This is a genomic window from Luteimonas rhizosphaericola, from assembly GCF_029888045.1.
GTDB classification, from domain to species: Bacteria; Pseudomonadota; Gammaproteobacteria; order Xanthomonadales; family Xanthomonadaceae; genus Luteimonas; species Luteimonas rhizosphaericola.
The window spans coordinates 197841-211453 of sequence record NZ_JARXRN010000025.1; the positions used below are offsets into that span (position 1 = coordinate 197841).

A 13613-nucleotide genomic window follows, 5' to 3' on the forward strand; every position below is an offset into this window, starting at 1 on the left:
GGGGCGCGGCGCGGGGGCGGCGGCGCTGCGGTCGTCACCCCGGCCTTCCCTGCCGTGCCTCAGGCCGCCTGCACGATGCGCAGCGGGTTGGCCCACTCGCGCAGCAGTTCGGCCTCGCGCGCCTTGGCCGCGTGCAGGTGCGCCTCCTTGACGTGGCCGTAGCCGCGGATCTGCTCCGGGATGCCGGCGATCTCCGCGGCCAGGCCGACGTTGCCGCCGTCGAGTCCATCCAGCAGGCCGCCCACGGTGCGCTCGTAGTCGTCGATCAGCTGGCGCTCCATGCGCCGCTCGGCGGTGCGGCCGAACGGATCCAGCGCGCCGCCGCGCAGGAACTTCAGCTTCGCCAGCAGGCCGAAGGCCTTGAACACCCAGGGGCCGTACTCGCGCTTGACCAGTTCGCCCTTGGCGTTCTTCTTCGCCAGCAGCGGCGGCGCGAGGTGGAAGTGCAGCCGGTAGTCGCCGTCGAACTGCTGCTCCACCCGGCGCAGGAAATCGCCGCTGGTGTACAGCCGGGCGACCTCGTACTCGTCCTTGTAGGCCATCAGCTTGAAGAAGTAGCGCGACACCGCCTCGGACAGGTCGGTCGAGCCCGGCGCCTTCGCACGCTCGGCCTCGCGCACGCGCGCCACGAAATCCGCGTAGCGCTTCGCGTAGGCCGCGTCCTGGTAGTCGGTGAGGAACTCGACCCGGCGCGCGATCAGCTCGTCCAGCGAGCGCGACAGGCGCAGGTCGTCCAGCGGCAGGAAGGCGACCGCATCGGTGCCGGCGTGCGCGGGCACGTGCCGCAGTTCGTCCTCGGCCCGCAGCGGCCGCGGCGCGGAGGTCGCGCCCCATTCGGTGCTCTCCCACTCGCCCGGCGGCAGCGACTGCAGCGCGGCGGGCGTGTTCTCGGCCACGGTGGGCGCGTTGCGCACCACGCCGGCGGCCTCGTAGACCGCCTCCGGGTCGATCGCGGCCAGCCGGCCCCAGGCGAACGCGGTCTTGTTCATCTCCACGGCGGCGCCGTTGAGTTCCACCGCGCGCATCAGCGAGTCGAACGACAGCGGCACCAGGCCGCGCTGCCAGGCGTAGCCGAGCATGAACAGGTTCGACGCGATCGCATCGCCCATCAGCGCGGTCGCCAGTTCGGTGGCGTCGATCCGCAGCGGCGCCTGGCCGCCGAGCGCCTGGGTCACGGCCTGGAAGATATCGGCCGCCGGGAACTGCATGTCCGGCTGGGTGGTGAACGTGCCCGGCATCGCCTCGTAGGTGTTGAGCACCACCTGCGAGCGGCCTGCACGCAGCTTCGACAGCGCCCAGTAGTCGTTGACCACCACCATGTCGCAGCCGAGCACCAGGTCGGCCTCGCCGGCGGCGATGCGCACGGCGTGGATGTCCTCTGGGCTGCGGGCGATGCGGATGTGGGTGGTCACCGCGCCGCCCTTCTGCGCCAGGCCGGTCTGGTCGAGCACGGTCGAGCCGCGGCCCTCCAGGTGACCGGCCATGCCCAGCAGCGCGCCGATGGTCACGACGCCCGTGCCGCCGACGCCGGTGATCAGGATGTTCCAAGGCTGCGCCAGGTCGGTGGCGAAGCTCGGCGGCGGCAGGCTGGCCAGGCGGCCGGCGGTCGCGGCCTTGTCGCCCTTGCGCGGCTTGCCGCCGTGCACGGTGACGAAGCTGGGGCAGAAGCCCTCGACGCAGGAGTAGTCCTTGTTGCAGTTGCTCTGGTCGATCTCGCGCTTGCGCCCGAATTCGGTGTCCTTGGGCAGCACGGAGACGCAGAACGACTTCTTGCCGCAGTCGCCGCAGCCCTCGCACACCAGCGTGTTGACGAACACGCGCTTGGCCGGGTCGACGATCTTGCCGCGCTTGCGGCGGCGGCGCTTCTCGGTGGCGCAGGTCTGATCGAAGATCAGCACGCTCACGCCCTTGACCTCGCGCAGGCGCTGTTGCACCGCGTCGAGCTCGCGCCGGTCCTCGAACTCGGTGCCGGACGGGAAGATGGAGCGGTCGCGCCATTTGCCGATGTCGTCGCTGACCAGGACGATCGTGTACACGCCCTCGCTGCGCACCTGGTGCGCGATCTGCGGCACGCTCAGGGTGCCGTCGACCGGCTGGCCGCCGGTCATCGCCACCGCGTCGTTGTAGAGGATCTTGTAGGTGATGTTGACGCCGGCCGCGACCGACTGGCGGATCGCCAGCGAGCCGGAATGGAAGTAGGTGCCGTCGCCGAGGTTCTGGAACACGTGCGGCGTGTCGGTGAACGCCGCCTGCCCGCACCAGGTCACGCCTTCGCCGCCCATCTGGGTGAAGGTGTCGGTGTCGCGGTCCATCCACGTCACCATGTAGTGGCAGCCGATGCCGGCCAGCGCGCGCGAGCCGTCGGGCACCTTGGTGCTGGTGTTGTGTGGGCAGCCCGAGCAGTAGTGCGGCACGCGCGGGAACTGCGCGCGCGGCAGCGCCAGTTCGCCTTCCTTCTGCGCCATCCAGCGCAGCACGTCGCGGATGTGCGCAGTGTCGCGGCTGCCCTCGGGGATGAACTGCTCCAGCCGGCGCGCGATCACGCCGGCGATGGTGGCGGGGGTGAGCTCGCCGGTGCTGGGCAGGATCCACTGGCCGGACTCGTCGTATTTGCCGACGATCGACGGCCGGTCGCCCTCGAAGTTGTAGAACAGCTCCTTCATCTGGCTTTCGATGAAGGCGTGCTTTTCCTCCACCACCAGGATGTCGCGGAGGCCGCGCGCGAAGGCGCGAATGCCCAGAGGCTCCAGCGGCCAGGTCATGCCGACCTTGTAGACGCGGATGCCCAGTTCGCGGCAGCGCTCGGCGTCGAGGCCCAGGTACTCCAGCGCCTGCAGCACGTCGAGGTAGCTCTTGCCGGTGGTGACGATGCCGAAGCGCGCGTCGGGCGCGTCGAGCACCATGCGGTCGATGCGGTTGGCGCGCGCGAACGCCTGCGCGGCCTTGACCGCATAGCGGTGCAGGCGCATCTCCTGGTCCAGCGGCGGATCGGGCCAGCGGATGTTGAGCCCGCCCGGCGGCAGCTCGAAATCCTCCGGGGTGACGATCTGCAGCGCCAGCGGGTTGACGTCCACCGAAGCGGAGGATTCCACCGTCTCGGCGATGGTCTTGAAGCCGACCCAGCGCCCGGTGAAGCGGCTCATCGCCCAGCCCACCAAGCCCATGTCGAGGATGTCCTGGACCCCGGCCGGGTTGAGGATCGGCATCATCGCGCTGGTGAACTCGCCCTCGCTGCCGTGCGGCAGGGTAGAGGAGCGGCAGGCGTGGTCGTCGGCGGCCAGCGCCAGCACGCCGCCGTGGCGCGAGGTGCCGGCGGCATTGCCGTGCTTGAACACGTCGCCGCAGCGGTCCACGCCCGGGCCCTTGCCGTACCACATCGCGTACACGCCATCGACGGTCGCGCCGGGGAACAGGTTGGTCTGCTGCGTGCCCCAGACCATGGTCGCGCCGAGGTCCTCGTTGAGGCCCGGCTGGAACTTCACATTGGACTGCGCCAGGTACTTCTTCGCCCGCCACAGCTCCAGGTCGAAGCCGCCCAGCGGCGAGCCGCGGTAACCGGAGATGAAGCCGCCGGTGTTCAGCCCCGCGGCCTGGTCGCGCAGCCGCTGCATCAGCGGCAGCCGCACCAGCGCCTGCACGCCCGACAGGTAGATCCGCCCCTCGGTGCGGATGTACTTGTGGTCCAGCGTGTAGTCGGGGTCGGTGACGCCGTGGGTCAGGCCGGTGTTGGCGGAGGCGGGGGAGGACAGTTCGGCGGTGCTGGTCATGGCGGTTCGCTTGGCGGGCGGCGCGGGCGCCGCTGGCTGGACGCCGCATGGCGCCGCAGATCCCGGGGGAAAAATCGTGTCAAGTGTAACAGTGGCCCCGGCGGCGCCGGCCGGTTTGCGCGGCCCCCGCGCTGGGTATACAACACGCGCAGCGGGGGCGAAACCGGTGCCGGCCGTCATGCCAACGAGGCCAAGGGGGCCGGATGTCAGCCGACGTGCAGGCGGGTGCGCAACGCGATCGCGGAGCCTGGGCCAGGCGCCACCATCAGGCGCTGGTCTCGCTGGCGCGGCGCGTGTGGCAGGACGACTGCACGCTCGCCAACGCGTTCGCGCTGATCTGCGAGACGGCGGCCGAGACCCTGGAGGTGGAACGGGTCAACATCTGGCGGCACGACCCGCAGGCGCGGGAGCTGCACTGCCTGCACCAGTATGAGCGCGGCCGCCACCTGCATTCGTCCACCTGCGACGAGTCGCTGCGGGTGGATGCCGGCTACAGCGATGCACTGCGCGAGGTGCGGGTCATCGACCTGGACGCGGTCGAGCGGGATGGCGACGACAACGGCCTGGGCGCCTACCTGCGCCGGCACCGCATCGGGTCGCTGCTGGACGCGCCGGTGCGGTCGGCCGGCGAGCTGCTGGGCGTGATCTGCCACGAGCACGTCGGGCCCGCGCGGGACTGGACGCCGGAAGACCAGGCCTTCGCCGGCAGCATCGGCGACTACGTGGCCATGGCCTACGAGATCGACCGCCGGCGCCGGCTCGAAGGCCGGGTGCGCTACCTCGAGCTGCACGACCCGCACACCAACCTGCCCAACCGCGACCACCTGCTGGAAGTGGTGCATTCGGCGCTGCGCCCGCTGCACGGCGGCGACGACGGGCTGGTCGCGATCCACCTCAACCTCGACGCCTCGCCGCACGAAGGCGACGCCGGCCACGAACTGCTGGTCGAGGCCGCCGACCGCCTGCGGCGCGAGCTCGACGGTGGCGCCACCCTGGCGCGCGTGCGCGGCAACGCGTTCGCGGTGCTGCCCCACCGCCACCTGCACGAGACCGAGGCGCTCAACCTCGCCGAACGCTGCATCGACGTGGTGCAGGCGCACCTGGACGCCAGCGGCACCGCCACCATCGTCACCGCCGGCATCGCGTTCTCGCGCGATCTGGCCGCGCCCTCGGCCGACAACCTGCTGCGCAACGCCGAGACCGCCAGCCAGAACGCGCGCAACGCGCGGCTCGGCCGCTGCGAGGTGTTCAATGCCGAACACCACCGCGGCCTGGTGACGCGGCTGCGGCTGGAGCGCACCCTGCGCGACGCGTTCGACGCCGGGCGCATGCACGTGTACTTCCAGCCCGAGGTCGACCTCGCCAGCGGCCGGTGGATCGCGGCCGAGGCGCTGCTGCGCTGGCGCGACGAGGACGGCCGCTGCCGGCCGGCCTGCGAGTTCATCGACATCGTCGAAGGCTGCGGACTGATCCTGCCGATCGGGCGCTGGGTGCTGCACGAGGCCTGCCGCCTGGCGCGGCAATGGCCCCTGCGTGACGGCCTGGGGCCGAAGCTGCGGGTGAACCTGTCGGCGCGCCAGTTCGCCCAGGCCAGCCTGGTCGACGACGTCACCGCCGCGATCACCGCCAGCGGCCTGCAGCCCGGGCGGCTGTGCCTGGAGCTGACCGAGAGCGCGCTGCTGCCGGACGTGGAGGTCGCGGCGCAGACGCTGGCGCGGCTGCGCGATGTCGGCGTTTCGGTCGCGCTCGACGACTTCGGCACCGGGTATTCGTCGCTGGCCTATCTCAAGCGGCTGCCGATCGACGTGCTCAAGCTCGACCGCGCCTTCATCGCCGGCCTGCCGGAGGATGCGTTCGATCTGGCGATCGTGCAGGCGATCGCCGGCCTGGCGCGCCGGACCGGCGTGGCGGTGGTGGCCGAAGGCGTGGAGACGCAGGCCCAGGCGCACACGCTGCGCGAATGCGGCGTGGAGCGCGCGCAGGGCTACCTGTTCGCGCGGCCGATGGACCAGGCCGGGCTGGTGCAGGGGTTCGAGCGCGCCGCCTGAGCGACCGGACCTGCGCGGCCCGCACGCCGTGAGCGTGCGCCGGGTGGCGACACGTCGCGTCCATCCGCGACCCGGCCTGCGGGCGGGGGACGCCGCAACCGTGCGTCGCAGCGGGCGTGTCACGGCAGGTTGGCGGCCTCCCACCTCCGCACGCGCAGCCAGGCTGCGCAACGCGCGAACGGGAGGCGCAGCGGGCGCCCCTCCCGTCCACCCGTTGTGGGGCGTGTGGCTACCTGCGCACGTCGGCCTGGTGCGATTCCACCGCTTCGGCCAGCCCGGGCACACCCTCGGCACCGGTGGGCACGGTGATGCTGGAGCCGGCGAACTCCGCGCCGATCGGCTGCGCGCGACCGCCCAGGCACTGCGACAGGAACCCTTCGGCCACCGCGTTGAAGGCCTTGTTGTTCTCGGGCCGCGCGAAGCCGTGGCCCTCGTCCGGGAACAGGACGTAGGTGACGGGGATGTTCTTGGCCGTCATTGCATCGACGATCTGGTCGCTCTCGTCCTGCTTCACCCGCGGGTCGTTTGCGCCCTGCCCGATCAGCAGCGGCTTGCTGATCGCGTCCACGCGCGAGAGCGGCGAACGTTCGGTCAGCCAGGCCTTGCCTTCATCGGTTTCCGGATCGCCCATGCGCCGCACCAGCTGCTTGTAGAAGCTGGCCCAGTACGGCGGCACGGTCGAGAGCAGGGTGTTGAGGTTGGCCGGGCCGACGATGTCCACGCCGCAGGCGAAGGTGTCGGGGGTGAAGGTCAGCCCCACCAGGGTCGCATAGCCGCCGTAGCTGCCGCCCATGATCGCGACCTTGTCGGCGGTGGTGACGCCCGAATCGACCGCCCAGTCCACCGCGTCGATCAGGTCGTCGTGCATCTTGCCGGCCCATTCGCCGTCGCCGGCGTTGGTGAACGCCTTGCCGAAACCAGTGGAGCCGCGGAAGTTCACGCTCAGCACCGCGTAGCCGCGGTTGGCCAGCCACTGGTCGTAGCTGCTGTAGCCGTAGGCGTCGCGCGCCCAGGGGCCGCCGTGGACCAGCAGCACCATCGGCACCGGGGCGTCGGCCTTGCCGTCCTGGTTCGCGTCGGCGTGCGGGGGCAGGGTGAGATAGCTGACCAGGGTCTTGCCATCGCGCGACTGCAGCTCCAGTGGCCACATCGGCACCAGCGGCTTGCCCTCCAGCGCCGGACGGCCGGAGAACAGGCGGGTCAGCGTGCCGCCGCCCTGGCCGTCGCGGTCGTAGCGGTAGTACTCCACCGGCGACTCGGCGGCCGAATACGCCACGATCCAGGTGCGATCGTCGAGCGTGCGGGTATTGATCGAGGCCTCGCCCGGGCCGATCGCATCGAGCCGCGCGAGGTCGGCGCGGATCGCATCGTCCAGCACCGTCCACTGCTCGCGCAGGTAGTTCACCGACACCGCCTGCACCTCGCCGGTGCGTGGATCGGCCAGATTGCCGCCGATGTCGGCGCGCGCATCCTCGTGCAGCAGGCGCTTGCCGCCGCCGGCGGCGTCCACCGCGAACAGCGCGGCGGTGTTGCGCTCGCGCGAATCGCGCATGTACAGCGTCGAGCCGTCCTTGCTCAGGCCGGCGAAGCCGGTGGTCATGCCGTCCTCGAACGGGATCTGGTCGTAGGTCTCCCAGGTGTCGCCGCTACGGCGCAGCAGGTCCTCGCCACCGTCCGGACGCGCGCGCGAGGCGAAACGCAGGCGATAGTCGGCATCGGCGAGATAGCCGGAGATCTCCTGGTCGTTCTTCTCCACCAGGGTGCGCTCGCCGCTGGCGAGGTCGACCCGGTACAGGTCGTGCCACTTCGGGTCGCGGTCGTTCATGCCGACCAGGATCGTGCCGGGATGGCGGTCGCTCACGCCGACCACCTGCGCGGTGGTCTTCTCGAACGGCGTCAGGTCCCGGCTCTGCCCGGTCTTGAGGTCGACGGCGTAGAGGTGGAAGTCCTCGTCGCCGCCGCTGTCGCGCAGGTACAGCAGGGTGTCGGGCTGGTAGGACCAGAAGTAGCTGCGGATGCCACGCGCGGTGTCGCGGGTGACCGCCTTCGCCGCGGACAGGTCGTCGGCCGGTGCGACCCAGACGTTGAGCGTGCCGTCGAGCGGCGCGACCCAGCTCAGGGTGCGGCCGTCGGGGCTGAGCTGCACGTTGGCGCGCTCGGGATTGCCGAACAGGGCCTCGCGCGGGATCAGCTCCACCGCATCGAGCGACGTGGCGGCGGCCGGCGCGGTGTCTGCGGCGGGCGTGGCATCGGCGGCCTTGCCGCCGCTGCAGGCGGCCAGGGCGAGGGAGATGGCGGAAGCGAGTACGAGACGCGACATGGACGGGTTCCCCGGGTGATGTGCCGCCGAGGATACGGCCAGACGCGGCGCGGTTGCGCCGGCGGCGGGCGGGAACCGGGGCCGCGTCGCTCAGGCGGCCTGCTGGCCCGCGCCGTGATCGGCCTGGCGGTAGCCCAGCGCTTCGGTCAGGTGCGCAGTGGCGATGGCGTCGCTGCTGTCGAGGTCGGCGACGGTGCGGGCCACGCGCAGGATGCGGTGCATCGCGCGCGCCGACAGCCGCAGCGCCTCGACCGCGCGTTCCAGCAGCGCCTGGTCGCGCGCCGCAAGCCGGCAGTCGGCCATGGTCTGCGCCTGCGACAGGTGCGCATTGAGCCGCCCGCCGCGCGCCTGCTGGCGCGCATGCGCCGCGGTCACGCGCGTGCGCACCACCGCGCTCGACTCGCCTTCGGGCGCGTCGGGTCGAAGTTCGGCCGGCGGCAGCCGCGGCACCTCGACGTGCAGGTCGATGCGGTCGAGCAGCGGACCGGAGATGCGCGCGCGATAGCGGGCGATGGCCTCGCCGTGGCAGCGGCAGCGGCCCGACGCATCGCCGGCCCAGCCGCAGGGGCAGGGATTCATCGCCGCCACCAGCTGGAACCGCGCCGGGAATTCGCTCTGCCGCGCCGCGCGCGAGATCGTGACCACGCCCGATTCCAGCGGTTCGCGCAGCACTTCCAGCGCGCGCCGGTCCCATTCGGGCAGTTCGTCGAGGAACAGCACGCCGTTGTGCGCCAGCGAGATCTCGCCCGGGCGCGGCTCGGAGCCGCCGCCGGCCAGCGCCACCGCGCTGGCGGTGTGGTGCGGGGCGCGGAACGGACGCGTGCGCCAGCGGGTCGGGTCCAGCCCACGGCCGCTCACCGAGGCGATCGCCGCGGTCTCCAGCGCCGCGGCTTCGTCGGCCTCGGGCAGCAGCCCGGGCAGGCGCGAGGCCAGCAGGGTCTTGCCGCAGCCGGGTGGCCCGACCAGCAGCAGGTGGTGGCCGCCGGCGGCGGCGATTTCCAGCGCGCGCCGCGCCTGGGCCTGGCCGCGCACGTCGCGCAGGTCCGGGCCATCCGCCGGCTGGTGCGGCGGCGCGACCGCGGCCGGCAGCGGCTTGCGCCCGGTGAGCAGCGCGCACACCTCCAGCAGGGTGCGCGCGGTGTACGCCTCCAGCCCCGCGGCGAGCGCCGCCTCGGCACCGTTGCCTTCGGCCACCACCAGCCGGCGGCCGGCCTGCGCCGCGGCCAGCGCGGCCGGCAACACGCCGTCGACCGGACGCAGCTCCCCGGTCAGCCCCAGCTCGCCGATGAATTCGTATTCGCGCAGCGCGTCCTGCGGCAGCTGGCCGCTGGCGGCGAGGATGCCGAGCGCGATCGGCAGGTCGAAGCGCCCCCCGCCCTTGGGCAGGTCGGCGGGCGCGAGGTTGACGGTGATCCGGCGCGCGGGGAATTCGAACTGCGCGCACTGGATCGCCGCGCGCACCCGGTCCTTGGCTTCGCGGACGGCGGCTTCGGGCAGGCCGACGATCGACATCGAGGGCAGGCCGCCGCCCAGGTGCACCTCCACCTTGACCGCAGGCGCGCGCACCCCGGCCCTCGCGCGTCCATGCACGAGCGCAAGTCCCATGGCGGCGGGTTCAGTGGGTCGGCGGCGAGGAAGCGGCCGGCGCGTCGCCGGTCGCGCCGACGGCGCTGTGGCGCGCTTCGAGCTCGGCGACCACGGCCTGCAGCTGCTCGAGCTTCTCGCGCGTGCGCAGCAGCACCGCGCGCTGCACCTCGAACTCCTCGCGCGTCACCAGGTCCAGCCGCGCCAGGCCGGACTGCAGCACGGATTTGAAGTTCTCCTGCAGCTCCTCGCGGCTCTCGCGCAGGCCGGGCGGCACCAGGCCGCTGAGGCGGCGGGCGAGTTCGTCGATGTGGTTGAGGTCGATCATGGCGCGTGCTCCATCCGGGTCGGCCGCCAGCGTCGCGCAGGCCGGGTGACGGCGCAGTCGGCGCTGGGCGCGGCCGGAGGTAGGAAAAGCCCGACTCCGGCAGCGGGTATGCTAGCGCGGTGCCGCCGGGCGGCACGACCGCCCGCAGACAGGAGCCGCGCGATGAAGATGGTGATGGCGATCATCAAGCCGTTCAAACTCGACGACGTGCGCGAGGCGCTGGGCGAAGTCGGGGTGACCGGCATCACCGTCAGCGAGGTGAAGGGCTTCGGCCGGCAGAAGGGCCACACCGAGCTCTACCGTGGCGCGGAGTACGTGGTCGACTTCCTGCCCAAGGTGAAGTTGGAGGTGGTGGTGGTCGACGACCAGGTCGACGCGGTGACCGAGGCCATAGTCAAGGCCGCCGGCACCGGCAAGATCGGCGACGGCAAGGTGTTCGTCTACGACCTCACGCGCGCGGTGCGCATTCGCACCGGTGAACTGGACGGCGACGCGCTGTAGCGCACAGGTTGCCGCCAGCGGTCGCACGCCGGCCCGGCGGACCGATTGCGGTCCACGCGGGACGACGGCCCTACCACTGACGGGATGATGCGGATACCCAACCTGCGTGGCGCGTACGGGCCGGGTTCCGTGCGGTACACGCACCTGCCGCTGCGCGCGTACGCCGGCCGTACGCGGTGGGCGGGGTCCCTCAGTCGCCCAGCGCCTTCGCGACGAACGGGGGCAGCGACTGCGCACCCTTGTGGATCTCGGCGGTGTAGTAAAGCGTTTCGAACGGCCTGGCGCGCGCGTCGGCCTCGCGGAATTCGAAGCCCTGTCCCTTGCGCGCCAGGGTGCAGCTCCACCAGCCGGTGGGATAGCACGGCTGCGGGAACGGCAGCGTCTGGAACGAAGTGAAACCGGCTTTGCCCATCTCCGCGCGCATCGCCTTGATCAGGTCGAGCAGCACCAGCGGCGATTCGGACTGCTGCACCAGGATGCCGTCGTCCTTCAGCGCGCGGAAGCAGCTTTCGAAGAAGGCCTTGTTGAACAGGCCCTCGGCCGGGCCGACCGGGTCGGTGGAATCCACGATCACCACGTCCAGGCTGCCCGGCGCGCAGTTGGCCATATAGGCGATGCCGTCGTCGAACAGGATCTCGGCGCGCGGATCGTCGTTGGATTCGCACAGCTCGGGGAAGTACTTCTCCGCCATGCGCGTGACCTGTTCGTCGATGTCGCACTGCACGGCGCGCTCGACGCCCGGATGCCGGAGCACCTCGCGCAGGGTGCCGCAGTCGCCGCCGCCGATGATCACGACCTGCTTCGGGTCGGGATGGGTGAACAGCGCCGGGTGCGACATCATCTCGTGGTAGAGGAAATTGTCGCGCGTGGTGACCATCATCGCGCCATCGATGAGCATCACGTTGCCCCAGTCGGTCGATTCGTAGATCTCGATCTTCTGGAACGGCGACTGCACCTCGTCGAGCTTGCGCGTGATGCGGAAGCCGATCGCCGAGCCGGCGGGTTCGAAGCGTTCGTGCAGCCAGTCGCTGGCGGTCATGGGCGGTCCTGGGGGGTGGCGTGGGGTCGGCGCGGCCCGCGACGCACGCGGCGAACCGGCGCCGCCGCCGTGCGTGCGGCGGCGTGGCGCGCATTGTAGCGGACCGCCTGCGACGGTTCCGCGACCGATCCTCTACGATGGCGACGCGATCACGCAGGGGCGCAGGCATGGCCGGAGACCACGAAGACGCGCGCCTGCCGGGAGGCCCGACGGGCGAGGCCGGCGCCGATCTTGCGCGGCGCGAACGCTGGCAGCTGCTGGCCCTCGCGCTGCTGGGCCACGGGGTGGTGGCCGGCCTGCTGCTGCTGGCGCTGGCGCCGTTCGCACTGGTGGCGGTGCACCTGGCCGTGCGTGGCGCGTCGCTGGCACCGCAGCATGCCTACGTGCTGCTGTTGCCGGCGGTGGTGGCCGCGGTGGTGCTGCGCGCGCTGTGGGTGCGCTTCGAGCCGCCGCCGGGCTATCGGCTGTCGCCCGGCGAGGCGCCGCTGCTGGAGGCGGAAGTCGAGCGCCTGCGACAGGACACCGATGCGCCGCCGCTCGACGCCATCGTCATCGACGGAGACTTCAACGCCAAGGCGGCGAGCATCCCGCGCGTGCTGGGGCTGCTCGGCCATCGCCACGTGCTGGTGCTCGGGCTGCCGCTGATGCGCGCGCTCGGTCGCGAGGAACTGTCCGCGGTGATCGCGCACGAGTTCGGCCACTTCGGTGCGCGCGACGGCCGCTTCGCGGCGTGGATCTACCTCTCGCGCGGCACCTGGTACCGGCTGCGCGACGGCATGGCGCGGCACGGATTCGCCTTTGCCTGGCTGCTGGCCCGGTTCTACGGCTGGCTCGCGCCGCGCTTCGACCTCGCCAGCCGCGCCCTGGCCCGGCGACACGAGTACGCCGCCGACGCTGTGGCGGCCCGTGTGGCAGGCGAGGCCGTGGCCGCGAGCGCGCTGCTGCGGGTCGAGATCGCCTCGCGCCGGCTCGACGCACGCTTCTGGCCAGGACTGTGGGCCCGGGCGCGCAGCCAGCCGCACCCGCCGGTCCAACTGCAGGCGCCGCTGCGGCAGGCCATCGAAGGCGGCGCGGTGGCGCTCGACCGCCTGCTCGCCGCGGCCAGGCGCGCGCAGGATCCGCGCGACACCCACCCCACGCTGGCGCAGCGGCTGGACGCGCTGCGCGTCCCGGCGCGCCTGCTGCCGCCGGCCGAATCGTCCGCGACCCTGCTCGGTGGATTGCAGGACGCGCTCGACCCGCGCCTGGACACCGCCTGGCGCGAGGACATCCGCGCGCACTGGAATGCGCTGCATGCGGCCGCGGCCCGCGATCGCGTGCGCCTGGCCGAACTCGACGCCGTCGCCGCGCCGACGGCGGAGCAGCTCGCCGAACATGCGCTGCTGGTCGAGCAGGTGCGCATCGACCTCGACCCGCTGCCGCTCTACGAACGGGCGCTGGCCGCGGATCCCGCGCGCGTGCTGGCGCTCTTCCGCGCCGGCCTGCTGCAGTTGCGCCGCGGCGCGGCCGACGCCGGCAGCGCGCGCCTGCGGCGGGCGGTGGAGCTCGATCCCGGCGCCGCAGGCCCGGTGCTGGAGGAACTGCGCGGGATCGAACTCGATCCCGACCTCGACCCGGATACCGCAGCCGAGATCGACTGCCTGCGCGCCGCCTTCGCCCCGCTGGCCGGCACGCACGTCGACCACGGCGAAGCGCAAGCGCCGGCACTGCTGCCGCACGGCCTCGATCCGGAGGCGCTGCAGCGGATCGCCCGCCGCCTGGCCTGCGAACCGCGCGTCGCGCGCGCGTGGATCGCGCGCCGGCGCACGGCCCTGCGCGAGGCGCCCGTGCACTACCTGGTGCTGCTCGACTGGCGCGGCCCGGTGGCCGGCGAGGCGACCGGGCTGGCACCGCTGCAGCAGGCGCTGGCGCCGCCCGGGAGTACCGTCGACATCTTCACCGGCGCCGGGCAGCGGCGCCTGGCCCGCCAGGTGCGCGCCGCGGGCGGCGATCCGGTCTACCGCAAGGCGCGCTGACACCGCGCCAC

The 13613-nt window shown here is 72.4% G+C and carries 8 protein-coding genes; 3 read left to right on the top strand and 5 right to left on the bottom strand.

The annotated features are described in order from the left end of the window. Positions 1–59: 59 nt before the first annotated feature. The gene (locus tag QFW80_RS10230; protein WP_280601776.1) at positions 60–3767 is read right to left on the bottom strand and encodes an indolepyruvate ferredoxin oxidoreductase family protein; all 3708 of its coding nucleotides are present in this window, start codon (positions 3765–3767) and stop codon (positions 60–62) included. Between the two features lie 203 nt (positions 3768–3970). Here QFW80_RS10230 and QFW80_RS10235 point away from each other — a divergent pair, with 203 nt between their 5' ends. Beyond that, positions 3971–5815: a putative bifunctional diguanylate cyclase/phosphodiesterase gene (locus tag QFW80_RS10235; RefSeq protein ID WP_280601777.1), complete on the top strand. Its 1845-nt coding sequence runs from the start codon at positions 3971–3973 to the stop codon at positions 5813–5815. Between the two features lie 229 nt (positions 5816–6044). On the opposite strand, the gene QFW80_RS10240 is transcribed toward QFW80_RS10235, so the two are convergent. From QFW80_RS10240 to ubiK, 3 genes are all read right to left on the bottom strand, one after another. After that, positions 6045–8135, bottom strand: coding sequence for a S9 family peptidase (locus tag QFW80_RS10240; RefSeq protein ID WP_280601778.1), 2091 nt, complete (start codon positions 8133–8135; stop codon positions 6045–6047). Positions 8136–8225: 90 nt separating this feature from the next. After that, positions 8226–9740: a YifB family Mg chelatase-like AAA ATPase gene (locus QFW80_RS10245; RefSeq protein ID WP_280601779.1), complete on the bottom strand. Its 1515-nt coding sequence runs from the start codon at positions 9738–9740 to the stop codon at positions 8226–8228. 10 nt (positions 9741–9750) lie between these two features. Continuing rightward, the gene (gene ubiK / locus QFW80_RS10250; RefSeq protein ID WP_280601781.1) at positions 9751–10047 is read right to left on the bottom strand and encodes a ubiquinone biosynthesis accessory factor UbiK; all 297 of its coding nucleotides are present in this window, start codon (positions 10045–10047) and stop codon (positions 9751–9753) included. Between the two features lie 162 nt (positions 10048–10209). Here ubiK and QFW80_RS10255 point away from each other — a divergent pair, with 162 nt between their 5' ends. Then, positions 10210–10548, top strand: coding sequence for a P-II family nitrogen regulator (locus tag QFW80_RS10255; protein WP_280601782.1), 339 nt, complete (start codon positions 10210–10212; stop codon positions 10546–10548). Positions 10549–10738: 190 nt separating this feature from the next. On the opposite strand, the gene speE is transcribed toward QFW80_RS10255, so the two are convergent. Continuing rightward, positions 10739–11587, bottom strand: a complete 849-nt coding sequence (gene speE, locus QFW80_RS10260; RefSeq protein WP_280601784.1) for a polyamine aminopropyltransferase — start codon at positions 11585–11587, stop codon at positions 10739–10741. Between the two features lie 167 nt (positions 11588–11754). Here speE and QFW80_RS10265 point away from each other — a divergent pair, with 167 nt between their 5' ends. Beyond that, positions 11755–13602 carry a M48 family metallopeptidase gene (locus QFW80_RS10265; protein WP_280601785.1) on the top strand — a complete coding sequence of 616 codons (1848 nt, stop codon included), beginning with the start codon at positions 11755–11757 and terminating at the stop codon, positions 13600–13602. The last annotated feature ends 11 nt before the right edge of the window (positions 13603–13613 follow it).

Bases quoted from the DNA above. Each gene is read 5' to 3' on its own strand.
- ubiK (WP_280601781.1), bottom strand. From the start codon at position 10,047: ATGATCGACCTCAACCACATCGACGAACTCGCCCGCCGCCTCAGCGGC.
- QFW80_RS10235 (WP_280601777.1), top strand. From the start codon at position 3,971: ATGTCAGCCGACGTGCAGGCGGGTGCGCAACGCGATCGCGGAGCCTGG.
- speE (WP_280601784.1), bottom strand. From the start codon at position 11,587: ATGACCGCCAGCGACTGGCTGCACGAACGCTTCGAACCCGCCGGCTCG.
- QFW80_RS10230 (WP_280601776.1), bottom strand. From the start codon at position 3,767: ATGACCAGCACCGCCGAACTGTCCTCCCCCGCCTCCGCCAACACCGGC.
- QFW80_RS10240 (WP_280601778.1), bottom strand. From the start codon at position 8,135: ATGTCGCGTCTCGTACTCGCTTCCGCCATCTCCCTCGCCCTGGCCGCC.
- QFW80_RS10265 (WP_280601785.1), top strand. From the start codon at position 11,755: ATGGCCGGAGACCACGAAGACGCGCGCCTGCCGGGAGGCCCGACGGGC.
- QFW80_RS10245 (WP_280601779.1), bottom strand. From the start codon at position 9,740: ATGGGACTTGCGCTCGTGCATGGACGCGCGAGGGCCGGGGTGCGCGCG.
- QFW80_RS10255 (WP_280601782.1), top strand. From the start codon at position 10,210: ATGAAGATGGTGATGGCGATCATCAAGCCGTTCAAACTCGACGACGTG.